The sequence below is a fragment of the Providencia sp. Me31A genome, assembly GCF_050487165.1.
Taxonomy (GTDB): domain Bacteria; phylum Pseudomonadota; class Gammaproteobacteria; order Enterobacterales; family Enterobacteriaceae; genus Providencia.
In genome coordinates this window covers 53,513-73,287 of the sequence record NZ_JBKQGZ010000003.1, presented here as the reverse complement: position 1 = coordinate 73,287, position 19,775 = coordinate 53,513, and the positions used below count along the sequence as shown (strand labels likewise).

General features: G+C 40.5%; 15 protein-coding genes, 1 pseudogene and 1 other annotated feature. Of the genes and pseudogenes, 7 read left to right on the top strand and 9 right to left on the bottom strand.

The annotated features are described in order from the left end of the window. Positions 1–71: 71 nt before the first annotated feature. A complete protein-coding gene (gene cysB / locus ACLPIE_RS03070) occupies positions 72–1,046 on the bottom strand; it encodes an HTH-type transcriptional regulator CysB (protein WP_430259541.1) in 975 nt (324 codons plus the stop codon). Between the two features lie 306 nt (positions 1,047–1,352). On the opposite strand from cysB, the gene ACLPIE_RS03065 reads away from it, so the two are divergent. Beyond that, complete coding sequence (locus tag ACLPIE_RS03065; protein ID WP_430259539.1) at positions 1,353–3,386, top strand: M13 family metallopeptidase; 2,034 nt, start codon at positions 1,353–1,355, stop codon at positions 3,384–3,386. Positions 3,387–3,553: 167 nt separating this feature from the next. On the opposite strand, the gene sodC is transcribed toward ACLPIE_RS03065, so the two are convergent. Both sodC and ACLPIE_RS03055 read right to left on the bottom strand, forming a co-directional pair. Continuing rightward, on the bottom strand, positions 3,554–4,078 hold the full coding sequence (sodC, locus tag ACLPIE_RS03060) for a superoxide dismutase [Cu-Zn] SodC (protein WP_430259537.1): 525 nt from the start codon (positions 4,076–4,078) through the stop codon (positions 3,554–3,556). Between the two features lie 335 nt (positions 4,079–4,413). Beyond that, positions 4,414–5,622 (bottom strand): MFS transporter, encoded by a 1,209-nt coding sequence (locus ACLPIE_RS03055; RefSeq protein ID WP_430259535.1) that lies wholly within the window; start codon positions 5,620–5,622, stop codon positions 4,414–4,416. 89 nt (positions 5,623–5,711) lie between these two features. Here ACLPIE_RS03055 and ACLPIE_RS03050 point away from each other — a divergent pair, with 89 nt between their 5' ends. After that, complete coding sequence (locus ACLPIE_RS03050) at positions 5,712–6,281, top strand: TetR/AcrR family transcriptional regulator (protein ID WP_430259533.1); 570 nt, start codon at positions 5,712–5,714, stop codon at positions 6,279–6,281. Between the two features lie 98 nt (positions 6,282–6,379). Here the strand turns inward: ACLPIE_RS03050 and topA are convergent, their stop codons facing one another. Beyond that, positions 6,380–8,986 carry a type I DNA topoisomerase gene (topA, locus tag ACLPIE_RS03045; RefSeq protein ID WP_430259531.1) on the bottom strand — a complete coding sequence of 869 codons (2,607 nt, stop codon included), beginning with the start codon at positions 8,984–8,986 and terminating at the stop codon, positions 6,380–6,382. A 290-nt stretch (positions 8,987–9,276) separates the two neighbouring features. On the opposite strand from topA, the gene ACLPIE_RS03040 reads away from it, so the two are divergent. Then, complete coding sequence (locus tag ACLPIE_RS03040) at positions 9,277–9,534, top strand: DUF2498 family protein (RefSeq protein ID WP_430259529.1); 258 nt, start codon at positions 9,277–9,279, stop codon at positions 9,532–9,534. Positions 9,535–9,626: 92 nt separating this feature from the next. Here ACLPIE_RS03040 and sohB read toward each other — a convergent pair whose 3' ends face one another. Next, positions 9,627–10,673, bottom strand: coding sequence for a protease SohB (gene sohB / locus ACLPIE_RS03035; RefSeq protein WP_430259527.1), 1,047 nt, complete (start codon positions 10,671–10,673; stop codon positions 9,627–9,629). 179 nt (positions 10,674–10,852) lie between these two features. On the opposite strand from sohB, the gene ACLPIE_RS03030 reads away from it, so the two are divergent. Further along, positions 10,853–11,617: a YciK family oxidoreductase gene (locus ACLPIE_RS03030; RefSeq protein WP_430259869.1), complete on the top strand. Its 765-nt coding sequence runs from the start codon at positions 10,853–10,855 to the stop codon at positions 11,615–11,617. A gap of 6 nt (positions 11,618–11,623) precedes the next feature. Then, positions 11,624–12,214, top strand: coding sequence for a cob(I)yrinic acid a,c-diamide adenosyltransferase (gene cobO, locus ACLPIE_RS03025; protein ID WP_430259525.1), 591 nt, complete (start codon positions 11,624–11,626; stop codon positions 12,212–12,214). Between the two features lie 111 nt (positions 12,215–12,325). Here cobO and aphA read toward each other — a convergent pair whose 3' ends face one another. The 4 genes from aphA to rnm form a co-directional block, all read right to left on the bottom strand. Beyond that, positions 12,326–13,039, bottom strand: a complete 714-nt coding sequence (aphA, locus tag ACLPIE_RS03020; protein WP_430259523.1) for an acid phosphatase AphA — start codon at positions 13,037–13,039, stop codon at positions 12,326–12,328. Between the two features lie 504 nt (positions 13,040–13,543). Next, complete coding sequence (rluB, locus tag ACLPIE_RS03015) at positions 13,544–14,461, bottom strand: 23S rRNA pseudouridine(2605) synthase RluB (RefSeq protein WP_430259521.1); 918 nt, start codon at positions 14,459–14,461, stop codon at positions 13,544–13,546. A gap of 177 nt (positions 14,462–14,638) precedes the next feature. Further along, positions 14,639–15,259, bottom strand: a complete 621-nt coding sequence (locus ACLPIE_RS03010; RefSeq protein WP_430259519.1) for an L-threonylcarbamoyladenylate synthase — start codon at positions 15,257–15,259, stop codon at positions 14,639–14,641. 144 nt (positions 15,260–15,403) lie between these two features. Continuing rightward, positions 15,404–16,276 carry an RNase RNM gene (rnm, locus tag ACLPIE_RS03005; protein WP_430259517.1) on the bottom strand — a complete coding sequence of 291 codons (873 nt, stop codon included), beginning with the start codon at positions 16,274–16,276 and terminating at the stop codon, positions 15,404–15,406. 161 nt (positions 16,277–16,437) lie between these two features. Continuing rightward, positions 16,438–16,538: a sequence feature (Trp leader region), on the top strand. 26 nt (positions 16,539–16,564) lie between these two features. Here rnm and ACLPIE_RS03000 point away from each other — a divergent pair. Both ACLPIE_RS03000 and trpD read left to right on the top strand, forming a co-directional pair. Next, entirely contained in the window at positions 16,565–18,139 is a 1,575-nt protein-coding gene (locus ACLPIE_RS03000) for an anthranilate synthase component 1 (protein ID WP_430259515.1), read from the top strand. After that, positions 18,139–19,774, top strand: a pseudogene (gene trpD / locus ACLPIE_RS02995) (bifunctional anthranilate synthase glutamate amidotransferase component TrpG/anthranilate phosphoribosyltransferase TrpD). The gene ACLPIE_RS03000 and the pseudogene trpD overlap by 1 nt, the downstream one beginning before the upstream one ends. Position 19,775: the final 1 nt, after the last annotated feature.

The following is a 19,775-nucleotide window of genomic DNA, read 5'->3' as shown; positions in this document are numbered from 1 at the left end:
ATACGCTGTAACTATAATGGCGCTTCTCCATTTAAGTTACAGCATAACGTTACTGCGTAAAAATTAATGAATTAAATAATCGGAAGCTTCATCTCTTTGAAGAAATCTTCAATATCTTCGTTATTTCTCAAAGCTACCGCTTTATCAACTACGTCACGGGTCAAATGTGGAGCAAAGCGCCAAATGAAATCATACATATAGCTACGTAAGAACGTCGTGCGTTTAAAACCGATTTTGGTGGTGCTATAGCTAAATTTATCACGCATATCAATGACAACTAAATCACTATCATTAACAGGATCAACCGCCATACTGGCAATGATACCTATTCCAAGTCCAAGCCTTACATAGGTTTTAATAACATCAGCATCGGTCGCAGTAAAGATGATTTTAGGCTCAATCCCTACTTTTTGGAACGCCACATCTAGTTCTGAACGGCCAGTAAAACCATGGGTATAAGTGACAATTTGATATTGTGCAATATCCTCAATGGTAACATTCTTCTTCGTTGCCAAAGGGTGATCCTTTTGTACCACAACACAGCGATTCCAATGATAGCAAGGCAACATAATTAAATCGCTATACAGATGTAATGCCTCTGTCGCAATCGCAAAGTCACTATTCCCCTTGCAAACCTCTTCAGCAATTTGTGTCGGTGAGCCCTGCTGCATATGCAATGAAACATGCGGATAGCGTTCAATGAACCCTTTGATAACTGGCGGTAATGCGTAGCGTGCTTGAGTATGCGTTGTGGCAATACTTAAGCTACCTCGGTCAGGGTAAGTATGCTCCCCGGCAACCGAGCGGATCGCTTCTATTTTAGATAACACCTCTCGAGAAATACGAACGACTTCTTCCCCTGCGGGAGTAACATGGGTTAAATGCTTACCACTGCGAGCAAAAATTTGGATACCTAATTCATCTTCAAGCATTCTTACTTGTTTACTGATACCCGGTTGCGAAGTAAATAGCCCCTCCGCTGTAGAGGAGACATTCAAATCATGGTTTACGACCTCAACAATATAGCGTAATTGCTGCAATTTCATATTTCAGTCTTCCTCTTACTTAATAACTGAGATTTGCTATAGCTAAAAAACATTAATTATAACTAAAAATTATATATAACTTGCTGTATATAACCAATATAACATTAATTCGTTAAGAATAAACAGTATGGTGATAAAATTTCATATACACAGGATAAGCTACAGTTAATGATGTCGTAAGATTTTGCAAAGACGGGTTAACTTTATTTCATTATGTGTTTCAATGAATAAAACGAATTAGGAAGATTTCCACAACATAAATTGGAAATGTGGATATCGATATTCTCAACGAAGAGAGGTCGTTACATGCGTATAAATATTTTGGCACTAATCATTGGTATGTCTACTCTATCTTTTGCCCCGCAACTATTGGCAAAAGACGTCTCTTATGGGCAACAAAAAATTGTCCTTTCGGACTCGATAAAACCGGGTAATGATTTTTATCGTTATGTGAATGAAGATTGGATCAACAAAGCCAAAATCCCAACCGGCATGCCTCGTATTAACTCTTTTGTTGACTTGTATTTGAATACCGAAAAGCAAACTCAATTAATTATTGATGAACTACAAAAAATACCTGAAAGTTCATTAGAGCATAACCAGCGTAATATTCGTAATTTATACCTGAGTTATCTCAATGAGCCAGCAATTGAAAAAGCGGGTTTATCCCCTATCCAAGCGGATTTAGATGCAATTACTAAAGCAAAAGATCATCGTGATATCAGCCGATTAATGACACAACCTGACTATAGCTCGCTAATCTCCTACTGGGTGGATTTAGATGCCAAGGCACCGGATACCTATGTGCTGTATATTGGCCAAGGCGGCTTAGGCTTGCCAAATCGCACTTATTACCTTGATGACACACCTCAAATGGAAGATATACGAAAAAGTTATATCGCTTATATCTCTACGATGCTGAAACTCGCTGGAGAAAAAAACACTGAGGAAAAAGCCAAGAAAATCTTTGCATTAGAAAAAGCCATAGCCACTGTACATTGGAGCCCTGAAGCGCGCCGTGATACCATAAAGAATTATCACGCGATGTCCCTTTCTGATATGAAAAAATACACCGATGGCTTTAATTGGGATGATTTTATCAGTGATAGAAAACTCACCGATAAACAGCTTGAAAAAGTGATTGTCGAAACAGACAGCGCTGTTGAACAGACCGCTAAAATTTTTACAGACACCCCTGTTTCAACATTAAAAGATTATTTAACATTTCAATATATTAGTGAACATGCCCGTTATTTAAATCAGGAAATTGCTGATACGCAGTTTGACTTTTATTCGAAAAAACTCAATGGTGTTGAAAAACAACGTACCCGCCAAGAACGTGCTTTACAAATAGTCAACTCATTACAGGGTGAACCATTAGGCCAAATTTACGTTGAAAAATATTTTGACCCACAATCTAAAGAAAAAATCCAAGATTTAGTCAGTTATGTACGAGGTACGTTCAACGCTCGCTTAAAAGATAATGACTGGATGGATGAGCCCACTCGCCAAGAAGCACTGAAAAAGTTAGAGCAATTTACCGTAAAAGTAGGCTATCCGGATAAATGGAATGATTTTAGCACGATCAACTTGAAACCAGATTCGCTGCTAGAAAACTATAAACAGGTATTAGCATGGTCTTACGATGATATGATCAGCAAAATAGGCCAACCTGTGCGTAAATGGGAATGGGGAATGACACCACAAACCGTCAACGCCTACTTCAACCCTGTACAAAATGAAATCGTCTTCCCTGCGGCTATCTTACAAGCTCCGTTCTTTGACCCAAATGTCGACCCGGCCTATAACTACGGTGCTATTGGCGCTGTTATCGGTCACGAAATGGGACACGGCTTCGATGACCAAGGTAGCTTATATGATGGCACAGGCCAACTACGTAATTGGTGGAGTGATAGCGCAAAAACACATTTCAAAGAAAAAACCGATAAACTTGTTGAACAATACAATGCTTTTGATGTTGATGGGCTGAAAGTGAATGGTCAATTAACACTAGGTGAGAATATCGGTGATTTAGGCGGACTAAACATTGCGTTAAGTGCTTATAAACAATTCGCTAAAGAAAACTACCCAAATGGTGAGCCGCCAATTATTGATGGTACAACTGGGTTACAACGCTTCTTTATTGCTTGGGCTCGCACATGGCAAGAACTCTCAAATAAAGAATCAGAACGTAATAAAATCATGACTGACCCTCATAGCCCAAATCAATTCCGTGCTAATGGTGTGGTTCGCAATATTGATGATTGGTACCAAACTTTTGGTGTCGATAAAAACAATGCGCTATATTTAGAGCCTGAGAAACGTATTCGTATTTGGTAGTGTATAAATGAAAAAGAAGGCTCGATATTTAACCTGAGCCTTCTCATTATAGCTAAATACCGCAGTTTGAATGACTTGATAATCGATACAATACGCTAGATAGTTCAAGCTGTGGCATTGTTAGCTGCACTTGCTAATCCTAGCCACAACTTGAAATATGGCGCGTATTATTTGATGACGCCGCAGGCCATCCTAGCCCCACCACCACCTAAAGCTTCTGGGTTATCTGAATAGTTATCACCACCAACATGCACCATCAGTGCTCTATCTTGTACATCTTTCAGTGATTTTAAACGCGGTGCTAAAACGGCATAATTTGCATTACCTTGACCATCCGCCACTAAGCCCGGTAAGTCCCCTAAATGCCCCGTTTTATCATAAGGCCCTTTATGCACACCAGTCTTAGCTGGATCTAAATGCCCTCCAGCCTTTAGCGCAGGGACAGGTTTACCGTCTTTTTCAGCGGGTTCACAACTTGGATTCTCATGGACATGGAATCCGTGAATGCCGGCTTGTAACCCTGTAAGTTTAGGCGTGAACAGTAATCCATACTCAGTTTCTGAGATAACAACCTCACCTATCGCTTTACCTTCGCCTGTTGGCGTTGCTTCTTTTAGTACTACGGTAGATTGCGCTGCATAAGCAGTACCCGCAGTAAATAATGCAGCCAGTAAACACATTTTAAACTTCATTTTGCCTCCGGTGGATAACATTTCTCTATCATTCCATCGACTTACCTTATTCTCTATATAAGGTAAGAACTGATACTGTTAATTCATCGTCGCCAATGAATCCCCCTAAGTTAACATAAATAAGATATCATTTTGCTGGTAAATTTTAGTTTAGTTACCAAATGATAGTCATATCACAATTGTCTTTCTATCTTTCTCTTATCCTAAAATGAATATTGATTAAATATCTATTTTCGGCTCCCCAAATTAAACATTCATATTAAGTATATTTAATTGGCTTTCCAAAAATGTTATCAATCTAATTGATGCGATTTTGCAATATGACAAAGGCTTAATTAACGACTCTGAACTGCAATAATGTTAGCACAACAGTAGTTTTTACCTATGGCAATGCCAAGTAAACAAAGGATAGCGCCCCCATAGATATTGGCCGCTGTAACGAGAGAAGCCCCATACCTATTTAATGCAAAACTTGTAACGAGTACCGGTACACAAAACGCCAAATAGCTTTCGATATAAAAAACAGATAACACACGGCTTTTTATTGTGGCATCAACATCAGTTAATAATACTGCCATCTCTTGCATAAAACAGATACCAAACCCCATTCCAGCTAAAGAGCTACCAACAAAAAGCAGTAAAACTCTATTAATATTGACGCCAAACAGTAAAAGGATTACCCCTATGAATAGCAATAATATTCCAACTTTCATAAATCCATCATACTGAATTTTATTGATAAAAATAATTGTTATTGATGCAGAAATAGTGAGAAACAAAAAAGCAGATCCACTGACCCAAATGTTAATATCACCAAAAGCAGCCGCGAGTAGTGAAGGCATTAATGATAAATAAAAACCACTTAACATCCATAGTGATATGTTAATTGGTGAAATTAACGCAAATCGTTTTCGCGAATTCACCGGCATCGTTAGTGATGGTTTAAATATTTTCGAAGTGATTTTTTGCTTATTAACGGATTCTGTTGTAAACCACAATGCCAACAATGAAACACATAAAATTATGCCTACAATAACAAATGTTGTTTTTAATGGCTCGCTAGCATAAGTTACCCCTGCGCAAGATATGAGCATTCCGACTGCCATGCCTGCCATTGGAGCAAAGCTGTTGATTCGTGAACCTAGTTGCTTATTGACATCAATAATCGCGGAACATAATGTCGCGGTTGCTAACGCGGTCCCTATTCCTTGGACAGCACGCGCTAAAATAAGAATAGTAACGGAATCTGCTGAATAAAATAGACCATCCGCAAGTAATATCAAAGTGAGAGAAATCAATATAATTGGCTTCCTTCCAATATAATCAGAAATCGCCCCTGCGATTATCAATGTGGTCAATAACGACAATGCATAAGCTGAAAATATGATAGTGAGTGTAAAAGTAGAAAATGATAACTTAGCTTGATAGATATGATATAACGGCGTAGGAACACTAGAAAAAGCCAGTACAAACATAAAGATAGATGTTAAATAAACAATATTTTGAGTAGAGCTAAATTTATATTGCAAGAGTTTATGACGCATGAAAATACCTTAACGCAATAAAAATGCTATAATATAAAACAATCATCATTAACGCAATATTATTGCATTAATAAATAATGAGTAAATATATGGAAATATCAGTCAAATCGCTAAGAACAGGTGGGCGAAGCGCAAAGATACAACAGGCTGTCTATCGGGCAGTGAACAAACTACTTGAAGAAAATACGCCATCAACGCTGTCAGTATATACCATTGCTTCAGAGGCTGGTGTGCCAGCTTCAACCATATATAGGCGTTGGGGAGATCTCAATCGGCTGCTTGCTGATGTTGCAGTGCAAAAGCTGCATCCTGATACGATCCCCAATGATATGGGGAATTACCAAGCTGATATCACCGAATGGGTAGAACAATATTATGAAGAAATGAGCTCTCCTACGGGTATGAATATGTTGAGAGAAATTATTTATGCAAAGGAAGGTTGTGCAGCAAAAAAATGCACCCTGATAATCGAGGAACAACTCAACATCATCAATAGCAGAGCTCAAGAGCGTGGCGAACAAATAATCCCAAATGAATTACTCATAAATTTTGTGGTTTCTCCAATTATTTTTCACTTATTATTTGATAATGAAACGCTTACTAACGAAAAAGCGTTATCCTTCTTAAATAAGCTTTTCATAGACAACTCGTTGACCTAACAGGGGTTATTAAAACTAACTGACGATGTAATGACATAAAAAAACCAGTCACAAATCGGTGACTGGTTTTTTCTATTATGTTGACGTCGTCAATGAAACTACTTTTCTTTGACTTCCCATTTACCATCAACGTAAAACGCACTCCAACCCGTTGCTTTACCGTCTTTTTCAGAAGAAACATATTGCTGTTTCGTCTTACGGCTAAAACGAACTACTGTTGGGTTACCTTCACCATCTTTCGCAGGGGCATCCGCTAAATAGGCTAATTTTTCAGGTAAACGGTCTTTAAAACGCTGTAACTCAGCTACGAGAGGTGCACGAGTTTCCCTTGATTTAGGGAAGGTGTTCGCAGCAAGGAACACACCTGCCGCACCATCACGTAATACAAAGTAAGCATCTGATTTTTCACATGGCAGTTCAGGTAATGGCACCGGATCTTCTTTTGGTGGAGCAACTTCACCACTTTTTAAGATCTTACGTGTATTTTTACACTCTTCATTAGTACACCCCATGTACTTACCAAAACGCCCCATTTTTAGGTGCATTTCAGCGCCACACTTGTCGCACTCAACGACAGGGCCTTCATAACCTTTTATACGAAACTCGCCTTCCTCAATTTCATAGCCTTCACATGCAGGGTTATTACCACACACATGTAATTTACGACCATTATCAATCAAGTAGCTGTCCATCGCTGTACCGCACTTCGGACAACGACGTTTTGCTCTTAACGCATTCGTTTCTGCATCATCCCCTTCAAGCACATTGAGTACTTCATCTTCAGGAATCAGGTTGATGGTTTTTTTACAACGTTCTTTCGGTGGCAATGCATAGCCCGAGCACCCAAGGAATACCCCTGTTGATGCGGTACGAATACCCATATGGCGTTCACAATCAGGACAAATAATTGATGTAATAACCATTGGATTCGTGCGCATACCGCCTTCTTCTGGATCTTTTTCGGCAATATTTAATTGCTTACTAAAATCAGAGAAGAACTCATCCAACACGGCTTTCCACTCGGCATCATGGTTTGCAACATGGTCAAGTTGGTCTTCCATGCGAGCGGTAAAATCATAGTTCATCAGATCATTGAAGTTTTCTTCTAAACGATCAGTAACAATTTCACCCATTTTTTCCGCATAGAAACGACGGTTTTCAACTTTGACATACCCCCTGTCTTGAATAGTTGAAATAATCGCAGCATAGGTTGATGGTCGGCCTATACCGCGTTTTTCCAACTCTTTAACTAGGGACGCTTCACTAAAACGTGCTGGCGGTTTAGTAAAATGCTGACTAGGTAATAATTCAACTAAAGATAATTCAGACCCAACTTGTATTGGAGGTAACGTTTTATCTTCATCGTTTTTACGCAGCGCAGGCATCACTTTCGTCCAACCATCGAAGCGTAGAGTACGCCCTTTGGCCTTCAGTTCAAAATCCCCAGCTTTAACAGTTAAGGTTGTTGAATCGTATTTTGCAGGTGTCATTTGACAAGCTACAAATTGATTCCAAATTAATTGATACAACCTTTTTGCATCATTTTCCATGTCTTTTAGTGAATCAGTGAGAACATCAACACTAGAAGGACGGATGGCTTCATGCGCTTCTTGAGAATTATCTTTACTGCTATAAACATTGGCATCTTTTGGCAGATATTTAGCGCCAAAGTTGTCGTTAATATAGCCGCGAACCATCTCTAATGCGTCTTGGCTCAAATTGGTAGAGTCAGTACGCATATATGTGATGTAACCTGCTTCATAAAGACGCTGAGCCATCATCATGGTTTTCTTCACCCCAAAACCAAGACGTGTACTTGCCGCTTGCTGTAACGTTGAGGTGATATAAGGCGCACTTGGTTTGCTTGACGTTGGACGGTCTTCGCGGTCAATAACCTCAAAGCGCGCTTTTTCAAGTAATTTAACCGCAGCTTCAGTTTGCGCTTTATTAACTGGTTTAAACGCTTTGCCACTTTGGGAGGTGACTTCCATGCGTAAGTTAGCGATATCTTTATCTGCTAAGTCCGCATGCAGTTCCCAATACTCTTCAGGAACAAATGCTTTGATCTCTCTTTCACGCTCAACGATCAGTTTAACTGCAACCGATTGAACACGTCCCGCAGATAAGCCGCGAGCCACTTTTTTCCACAAAAGTGGAGAAACCATATAGCCCACAACACGGTCCATAAAGCGACGCGCTTGCTGAGCATTTACCCTATCAATATTGAGTTCACCAGGGCTATCAAATGCTTGAGTGATTGCGTTCTTTGTAATTTCATTAAACACGACACGGCTAAAACGTGAATCATCACCACCAATCACTTCACGCAAATGCCATGCAATCGCCTCTCCCTCTCGGTCCAAGTCCGTTGCGAGGTAGATGTGATCAGCATCCTCTGCCAGTGATTTAAGTTCAGAAACCACTTTTTCCTTACCGGGTAGAATTTGATAATTCGCCTCCCAACCATGATAAGGATCGATCCCCATACGTTTAACTAAAGCATCACGCGGATCTTTTTTAGCTTTCTTTGTTTTGTCGGTAGATGAGCCTGTACTCTTTTGTGAGCCGGTTTGTGAACCAGAGCCGCTTTTCGGCAGATCACGAATGTGGCCAACGCTGCTTTTAACAACGTAGCCACTGCCAAGATACTTATTGATCGTTTTGGCCTTTGCCGGGGACTCCACTATAACAAGAGCTTTACCCATATTTACCTTTACCTAAATATCAACTATGACGCATTTCTACATTAAAATGCGTAAAATGAGAATCTCTTTTTTATATTGCGACACAATCACAATATATCAATATATTTTTAAACAATTATTTGTGTTGAAACAAAACTTATAAAGTCAGTCACGTTATGCTACAAGAACACAAAAGTCTTCTAGTTGACTGATTTTAACCATATAAAGGTATTAAGTCGTAATTGAAAACCACACACTCTACCTGATAAAATGCTAGAAGCAACCAATTATTTTTTCAAGGGAGCCATGTTATGCAAGACAATCTATCTTTCATCACTAAAGAAGAACTACTTAAAAAAGCCAATGATATCATCAAGAAACATGATGATTATATTCATGGCATGTTTGTAGACTCGGTTGAACAGCACCGAGGAACGTTAGTGTTCAAAGGTGAGTTCTTTTTAGATGAAAATAATATTCCCACATTAAAAAGCACCGCTGCTTTTAATATGTACAAACATCTTGCTCATGTTTTCTCAGAACAATACCAACTCAGTAATAACGACTAGTTAAATATTAATCATCCAAATGAAAATTACCGGCTATCATGCCGGTAATTAGTTCCAAATTGAAAATACCATTTTGCAAATTTCAATGCAGATTACAGTAATGGTTTTTGACCTCGCTGCCACCAGCGCAATAATAAGTTATCCACGCTGTTTGCTGCACTCCCCATAAACTTATCCATCATTTTTTTACTTAATACATAGCGAATACCCACTATTTCTTTCGTATCTATTGCATTGATAATAATGTCATCACTAACACCAATACTATCCACCAGCCCTTTTTCTAGCGCTTGCGAACCATACCAATATTCTCCTGTAGCCACCGATGTGATATCAAGAGATGGACGGTTTTGATGAACGAATTGCTTAAACAGCTCATGAGTTGAGTTTAAGTCCTCAACAAATTTTTTGCGCCCTTGCTCAGTGTTTTCACCTAACATTGTCAATGTACGCTTATATTCACCAGCAGTATGAAGCTCAACATCAACATCATGTTTTTTCAATAAGCGATGAATATTAGGAATTTGTGCCACTACCCCAATAGAACCAATAATAGAAAATGGCGCCGCAACAATTTTATTCGCAATACACGCCATCATATAACCGCCACTCGCAGCAACTTTATCCACTGCAATGGTCAGTGGGATATTTTTTTCTTTCAATCTTAATAATTGAGATGCAGCTAATCCATATCCGTGAACCATTCCTCCCGGACTTTCTAGCCTTAATAAAACTTCATCTTGTTGATCGGCTACAGCTAGAACAGCACTGATTTCTTCACGTAAAGAAGTCACTTCACGAGCATCCATACTTCCTTTGAAGTCTAAGACGTATAAACACGGTTTTTTAACCTCCGTTTGCCCTAGTTTCGCCCCTGTTTTCTCACTTTTTAATTTCACTTTTTGCTGTTTTTTGAACGCTTTTAGCCATACTTTATGCTCTGACTCATTCATTTTAACTTGTTGCATTTGACGTTGTCGTTCACGATAGCTTTCGCCTAAATCCGTGATTTTCAAAGCTCCCTTTGAACCTTGTTTACGCATACCTACACCAAATACAAAAATAGCTAGCAAAACAATTGCAACAACGATTGTGACAACTTTTGCTAAAAACAAACCATATAAAGAGAAATACTCCACAACTTGATCCTTCTGATATTTATCTTCAATACAAAATAGTCTCACGATTACACATAAACAACCAGAAAAAAACCATGCATAACACGATAAACTTCGTCGATATCTATGTTAGATTAGCCAATGTTCGCAAACAGTGCGATGATAAAGATTGTTATTCATTACAAATGATAGGAAAGAATATGCTCCAATATCAGCCTAGACAAGACCTATTAAAGGGTAAAACCATCCTTGTTACAGGTGCCGGTGATGGCATTGGTCGTGAAGCCGCTCTCACCTATGCGCGCTTTGGTGCATCCTTAATCCTTGTAGGTAGAACGCGCCATAAATTAGACGCAGTAGGGCAAGAAATTACAGCATTAACAGGGCAAGTCACACCTTGCTACATACTTGACTTATTAACAGCGACTATTGGTGACTGTCAAAAATTAGCCTCACAAATAGCCGAACATGCCCCCTATTTGGATGGCGTTTTGCATAATGCAGGAATACTTGGCGTGGTCGCGCCAATCACTGAACAGCCCAGTGACCTGTGGCATGATGTGATACAAATCAATGTAAATGCAACATTCATGCTAACTCAGGCGCTACTTCCCCTATTGCTTAAAGCACCGAATGCTTCCTTAGTGTTCACAAGTTCAAGTGTGGGTAAACAGGGGCGTGCTGGTTGGGGGGCTTACGCTGTCTCTAAATTTGCGACAGAAGGCTTAATGCAAGTTTTAGCCGAAGAATATAAACAAAGTCATCTGAGGGTAAATTGTATTAACCCAGGGGGTACAAGGACGAGTATGCGTGCCAGCGCATTTCCTAATGAAGATCCGCTAAAACTGAAAACACCCGCCGATATTATGCCTATTTATATTTATTTAATGGGCGATGATAGCTTGCGTAAAACAGGAGGAAGCTATGATGCTCAACCTGGACGTAAACCGGGCGCAGCGGAGTAATTGACAATGTCCCAAAACCGACATGAAGAGCGCCAACAACGCCTAAAAGCAAAAGTGGACGCACGTATTGAGATGGCACAGCTTGAACGCGGGATCTTAATTGTCTTTACAGGCAATGGCAAAGGCAAGACCACTGCGGCATTTGGCACTATTTGTCGCGCTGTAGGTCACGGTAAAAAAGCGGGTGTTGTTCAGTTCATCAAAGGAAGTTGGGACAACGGAGAACGCGAACTATTAGAGCCTCACGGAGTACCTTTTTATGTCATGTCCACAGGCTTTACATGGGAAACGCAAAATAAAGAAACCGACACCTTTGCTTGCCTTGAAACTTGGCATTATGCCAAACAGTTATTGAACGACCCACAATATGATTTAGTTGTACTTGATGAGCTAACTTATATGGTGAGCTACCATTATCTGGCGTTAAATGATGTCATTCAAGCGTTACAGAATCGGCCTTCCAATCAATCCGTTATCATTACGGGTAGAGGGTGCCACCGTGATTTATTAGCGTTAGCAGACACTGTAACCGAGATGCGTCCAATTAAGCATGCATTTGATGTAGGAATTAAAGCGCAAAAAGGAATAGATTGGTAACCTATATAATAAAGAGCAATATCTCAATATAGGCAAGCCCGATTATTGTAGATAATTAAAAGACGAGTTAATAGGAGGCTTTATCGCCTCCTCACTGATTAGCTTTCAGAATTAGTATTCTGAATTAATAACCACTTCCTCACCAAAACGTCCGGCTTTTGGTAACGGTTGGTAAGATGAGTTTGCTGCTCTTAAAATACGTATACCACGGATACCTAACTCATGAGCCGCTGCAATATCCGCATCCGCATCCCCATAATAAATTGTCAATTTATGGTCTCGCATCCAGCTTACTTTATTATTTTTACCTTCCCCTTCACCAGCAAAAATCACCGGCTGCATTTTATCTGCTGGGATCTTTAAGCCTTCTTGCACGTATTTAGTCACTGTTTCAGTTTTAGTTTCAGTACGACCTGTAATGAAATAAACAGTATCACCACGATCTAAGTGCATTTTGACTAAATCAATACCCACTTTTTTGGGCATGCTAAATTTGTCCCACTCGTTATTCATTTTTTCCCAAAACTGTGGATTTTTTAAATAACTAAAATCATTTGGCGAAAATTCGAGTTGACCGCGGTAGAAACCAGGGCTTGAAAATAACACCGTATCATCGATGTCAAAACCAACCGCCATTGGTGCTTTTCCCTCTAAGCTTTGCTTAATTTGCTCAATGGAGACCCAATGAATAGGTTGTTGTTGAGCAAGTTCAACAACAGTAACACCAGGGCTAACGGTTTCTGGCATTGGAATTTTTGCTTGAGAAGTTGCTGTAAAGCTTAATGCCAATGCAACCGCGCTCAACGTCAGTGTTATTTTTTTCATGCTTTATCCTTATTCAGGTTTATCCACTTAAAAACCATTCTTTATTCATTTGGATAAACTGTGTAACTAATGTGTAAGTAATATGCTCTGTGGCGTATTTTTCTATTGCTCTCGGTAAATAATGCAAATTTTGTGATTCACATCCCACAGCGTTGATAATATTAAGCCTTTTGTTTTCATCAAAACGAGACTGATATCTCATAAATATTATCTATTATTAATAATGTTAATAATAATGTGAGCTAGACCTGCATTTGTTAATAGTGAGCGAAAAAAACCAACCAAATTCCAAGTGTAATTCCTTAATTGGGTTTCAGTTGTTATAGTAGACTCAGCATGTTAGACAGTCTGATAGCATCATTGATATCAATTTGTAGCATACATATCATCATGCATATTTATCATATAACCGGTCAGAAAGGAGATTATTGGCAGAAATTTTAAATACAAAAAACGCAGGTTTTTATCCCTGCGCATCTTAAATAACAAAATATGGATAGCGTTTTAGATACGCGTGCGACGTTTTGCTGTCGGCCTTGAGGATTGGCGTTTTGAGGCTGGACGTGAGGCCACTTGCGTATGGCGTTTTACTGCACGGCGAATTTGATTAGCTTTAATACGACGTTGATCGCGTTCAACCGCAACTTTAGTTTCAGTTTCTGGCGCCAAACCAACTAACTCTCGCAGATAGTTAGTTTGCTCTAAACCCAGTTCAGTCCAACCACCCCGTGGTAGACCTTTTGGTAAGTCAAGGTCACCATAGCGAACACGGATCAAACGACTAACTTGCACCCCAACAGATTCCCAAAGACGGCGAACTTCACGGTTACGGCCTTCAGTTAACGTTACGTTGTACCATTGGTTCATCCCTTCTCCACCACGATATGAAACCGTTTTAAAAGAAGCTGGACCATCTTCTAACTGGACACCTGTCGTTAACTGGCGAATTTTAGCATCATTAATTTCACCAAAGACCCGCACCGCATACTCACGTTCAACTTCGCGACTTGGATGCATTAAACGGTTGGCTAATTCACCATCTGTCGTAAACAACAATAAGCCGCTGGTATTTACATCTAGACGACCAACCGCTATCCATCTTGCACCTGTTAACTTTGGTAAACGTGTAAATACAGTCGGGCGACCTTCAGGGTCATGACGTGTACACAGTTCGCCTTCCGGTTTGTAATAAGCCATGACACGGCAAATTTCTTTTTCAGGTGCTTTAATCGCCAATAAACGACCATCTAAACGAATTTTAGTATCCGCTTTAACTTCAACCCGATCGCCCAATGTGGCAATTTTACCATCAACACTGATACGGCCTGCTTGTAGGAATGTTTCGACTTCTCTGCGTGACCCATGCCCTGATCGAGCAAGGATTTTTTGTAATTTTTCAGTTTTTTGCGGTTTAGCGCTCATGTAACCCTCTGCTGTCGCCTTCACAGGCGTCAAATGACCTCTTGGATAAAGCATTAACTTCAATCCAAAAGGATTAAATTAAAAACCCGCGCATTATACACAGGTTTATCCTGATCCCCTATTACTTATCTGTATACTGCATTTTCAATACACTTTCCCTGATTAAGCCACTAAAATTTATTCAAAAGGCCTAGGATCGCCCGTTCCAACTCGTGCAACAACAGGCGTATCGTCAGTAAAATCGATGACAGTTGTGGGTTTTTGTCCAATGTAACCACCGTGGATCACTAAATCGACTTGCTTATCTAACAAATCACGGATTTCCTCTGGATCAGACTGAGTGAAATCATCACCAGGCATAATTAAGCTGGTCGACATCAGTGGCTCCCCCACGGCTTCAAGTAAATCGCGAGCAATAGGATTCGACGGCACACGCAAACCAATTGTTTTGCGCTTTTCATTCATTAAACGGCGAGGCACTTCTTTAGTAGCCCGTAAGATAAATGTATAATTACCCGGCGTATTATTCTTAATTAAGCGAAAGACGGTATTATCGACATGAGCATAGTTCGATAGTTCAGAAAGGTCACGGCACATTAAGGTGAAATTATGGTTAGTATCTAACTGACGGATACGACAAATACGTTGTAACGCATCTTTTTCCTCAAGACGACAACCTATGGCATAGCCTGAATCGGTGGGATAAACGACGACTCCCCCCTTATTTAAGATTTCAACACTCTGGCTTATTAGCCGTGCCTGCGGGTTGTCCGGATGGACATAAAAAAACTGACTCATACATACCTCAACGTTTTGGTATCGACAGCATCACACGGCAAAACACCTAAAAATGGTACTATCTTTTATAACAATCGAATGACTCATGCGCCAAACATAATCCATATTGATTAGTTTACACCGCATTATTAATACATCAATGAATTAGCTATTTTTTACTTCATGCCAAAGAGTCCAAACTGCGTCATCGTCATTGGGTAACCATAGGTTGCGACCGAGTTCTATCCAAGAACATGGACGATGAAAATCGGAGCCTACAGAAGTGCGTAAATCCACATTCTTAGCAAGTTCAGCTAAATATTGTTTTTCATTAGCAGGTTGCTGACAATGCGAGACTTCCATCGCATCCCCTCCGCATTGCTTAAAATATGCAATTAGTCGTTTTAACCACTTGTTAGATAACTGATATTTTGAAGGGTGAGCCAAAACGGCAATACCACCAGCGGCGTGAATAGCGTCAATAGACTCTTGAATAGTACACCATTTAGCGGGTACATACCCTGTTTTACCTTTAGATAAATAACGTTTAAATACATTATTTATCGTTTTTTCTTTCCCTATCTTCACAATATATTGAGCGAAATGCGCCCGAGTCACTTGTCCGCCCCCAGAAATTTGTTGTGCATTTTCCCAAGCGTTATCAATTCCCGCTTTTTGTAAACGATGCCCTATTTCGATACCGCGTGCTAAACGTCGTTCTGATTGTTCTTGCAACAATTGAACCATTGCAGGGTGCGCAGTTGAAAAATTTAGCCCAACAATATGAATTTCAATGTTTTCCCACAACGTTGAAATTTCGACGCCGTTGATTAGTTCAAGCGGTCTTTCATTGTCAATGAGATAACGTCTAGCCTGAATTAAGCCGTCACAAGTATCGTGATCTGTTATCGCTAAAATATTGACGCCCATTTCTATCGCCCGTTCAATCAGAGCCTCGGGAGAAAGCTCTCCATCAGAGGCTTTCGTATGGCTATGTAAATCATAGCGAGTCAATAATGACGTCGACACTTGCGACATTGTGTATCTTCTCCAATTTCCGTTAATAACAAACTTTCCTAATAAATTAACAAAGTGCTTGACACAAGCAGTGCGATCCAGTTAACTAGTACGCAAGACGGCTTAAGGCCAAATTATCGGTTTATCCAGTGAGGCATACGATGACTTTATTTAACTTATCAAATCGTTGGTGGCGTGACTTCCCATATTGGGCGGAAGCCGCACACGCATAGTTATTGTATGTCTCAGTGCCGAACCCGCCCACTAAGGCGGGTTTTTTAATGTCTAAAATCAGCGTAAGGCAACATAATGAACGAACAAAATACCACATTAGCACATTTTAACTATCTGGATAGCCCAATTAACTATCAGCCAGATCCCACATTGCTGTTTAACCACCTTTGCCAAAATGAGCCATCGACAATGTTGTTAGAATCAGCGGAAGTCAACAATAAGGCCAACCTGCAAAGTTTGTTAATAGTCAACAGCGCCCTACGTATTCGCGCTTTTGGACAGCGTGTTGAAATCGAAGCGCTCACCGCTAATGGTCATGCACTATTACCTAAATTGCTAATTCAACTTGATGGATTGATTGAACATCACTCCATGAGCAAAAATAGTTTAACCGTGACTTTTGGCCTGCCAGCAGCAGAATTAGATGAAGACAGCCGCCTAAAAGCCCCTTCTAGCTTAGATGTGTTACGTGCATTACCAGCATTAGCACAAGCTTATTCAAGCAAACCAGAAACGCTATTTATTGGCGGGCTATTTGCTTACGATTTAGTCGCAAGCTTTGAAGACTTACCTGAGGTAGATTCAGTCAATCAATGCCCTGATTACTGTTTTTTCGTGGCAGAACATTATCTGGTGATCGACCATCAAAATAGAGCTGCTCGAATAAAAAGTTGTATTTTCACTGATAATACATCTGATATTGAGAAGATAAAACAGCGCCACGGGCAAATCATTGCATCCTGCCGCCCATATTTACCAGCACTACCGCTTGAAACAGCCCCTAATTTTACTGTTAGTGTCAATAAAGATGACCACGAATATGGCGCGATCGTCACGTCTTTAAAAGAGGCTATTTATCGTGGGGATATTTTCCAAGTGGTTCCTTCACGTAAATTTACCATGCCATGTGCTCACCCATTAATTGCATATCAAAAGTTGAAAGCTCAAAACCCTAGTCCTTACATGTTCTACATGCAAGATCAGGATTTCACACTCTTTGGTGCATCGCCAGAAAGTGCGCTGAAATATGCAACGGCAAGTCGCAAAGTAGAAATTTATCCAATTGCAGGAACACGCCCTCGTGGGCGTAATGCTCAAGGTGAATTAGACCTCGACTTAGATAGTCGCATCGAACTTTCAATGCGTTCAGATGAAAAAGAATTAGCAGAACACATTATGTTAGTTGATCTAGCCCGTAATGACTTAGCCCGTATCTGTGAAGCGGGTAGCCGCTATGTGGCTAATTTAACCAAGGTTGACCGTTACTCTTTCGTCATGCACTTAGTTTCTCACGTTATAGGGACATTACGTCATGATTTAGATATTTTTCATGCTTACCAAGCTTGTATGAACATGGGCACCTTAACGGGAGCGCCGAAAGTAAAGGCCATGCAATTAATAGCACAGTATGAAAAAGAGCGTCGCGGCTCCTACGGTGGTGCGGTTGGTTATTTTCTAGGAAATGGTGATTTTGATACCTGTATCGTGATCCGTTCTGCGTATGTTGAAAATGGCATAGCAACCGTACAAGCAGGTGGAGGCGTTGTATTGGACTCACATCCACAAGCCGAAGCCGATGAGACTCGTAACAAAGCCAGAGCTGTGATCCGCGCAATTGCGCAAGCACACCAAGTAAAGGAGTTATTCTAATGGCGAATATTTTATTACTCGATAATGTCGATTCCTTTACTTATAACTTGGTCGATCAGCTACGTGCTGGTGGTCACCACGTTGTGATTTATCGTAATACAGTCAGTGCACAACACATTTTATCCGTTTTAGATAACATGGATTCACCAATTCTGGTTTTGTCTCCCGGCCCAGGTAAACCAAGTGATGCAGGGTCAATGCCTGAAATATTAGCTAGCGTCAGGGGCAAAATTCCAGTGATTGGTATTTGCCTTGGTCACCAAGCGATTATTGAAGCTTATGGGGGTACTGTTTCGGCTGCTGGCGAGATTTTACATGGTAAATCCTCTCTCGCAACTCACGATGGTTTGGCCATGTTTAATGCGCTTGAAAACCCAATTTCGGTTGCCCGATATCATTCTTTAGTTGGCAGCCAAATTCCTGAGAATCTTACAATTTGTGCCCATTCAAATGGCATGGTCATGGCTGTGCGTAATGATAACGATCGGGTATGTGGATTCCAGTTCCACCCTGAATCAATTTTAACAACTCAAGGAAAACAGTTGTTAGAAAATACTGTGGCGTGGGCTCTGTTAGCACCCAGTGCAAACACCACCACTCATTCGCACTAACGGAATACTAAAAGAGCCTATTATGCAAAACATATATGACAAATTATTCAAAGCACAGCCACTGACTCAACAAGAAAGCCAGTATTTATTTAATGCCATCATTCAAGGTGAATTGACAGAGCCACAATTAGCAGCCGTACTCATTAGCATGAAAATGCGAGGTGAACAACCGCAAGAAATTGCTGGCGCGGCACTCGCTTGCTTAGAAAACGCCCAACCTTTCCCTCGCCCAGACTACCCATTTAGTGATATTGTCGGCACAGGGGGGGACGGTGCTAACAGTATTAATATTTCAACAGCAAGTGCATTCGTTGCCGCAGAATGTGGTATCAAAGTGGCAAAGCACGGAAACCGTAGTGTCTCCAGTCGCTCAGGTTCTTCCGATTTACTTGCTGCTTTTGGTATTGCTTTGGACTTAAGTGCGCAAAGTGCTCGGGATGCATTAGATGAATTGGGGGTTTGTTTCTTATTCGCGCCTCAATATCATAGCGGCTTTCGCCATGCGGCTCCCGTACGTTCGCAACTTAAAACTCGCACCTTATTTAATGTGCTTGGCCCGCTAATTAACCCTGCTCGCCCTCCGATTGCCTTAATCGGTGTTTACCAAGAAGAACTTGTCAGACCCGTGGCAGAAACCTTACAGATGCTTGGTTTTACCCGTGCAGCGGTGGTGCACAGTGGAGGGATGGATGAAGTATCGCTCCATGCAACAACACAAGTTGCCGAATTAAAAGATAGCTCTTTACACTATTATTCATTAACTGCTGATGATTTCGGCTTATCACCTTACCAATTAGGTGATTTAGAGGGTGGTACACCTGATGAAAACCGTTTATTACTTAGCAACCTCCTACAAGGTCACGGCAAAGCCGCCCATGAAGCCGCCGTTACTGCTAACGTCGCAATGTTAATGCGCATAAATGGCCATGAAGATTTAAAACAAAATAGCGAACATGCACTCGCTATTATTCGCAGCGGCAAAGCATTTGACCGCGTAACGAAGCTAGCTGCAAGGAATCAATAAA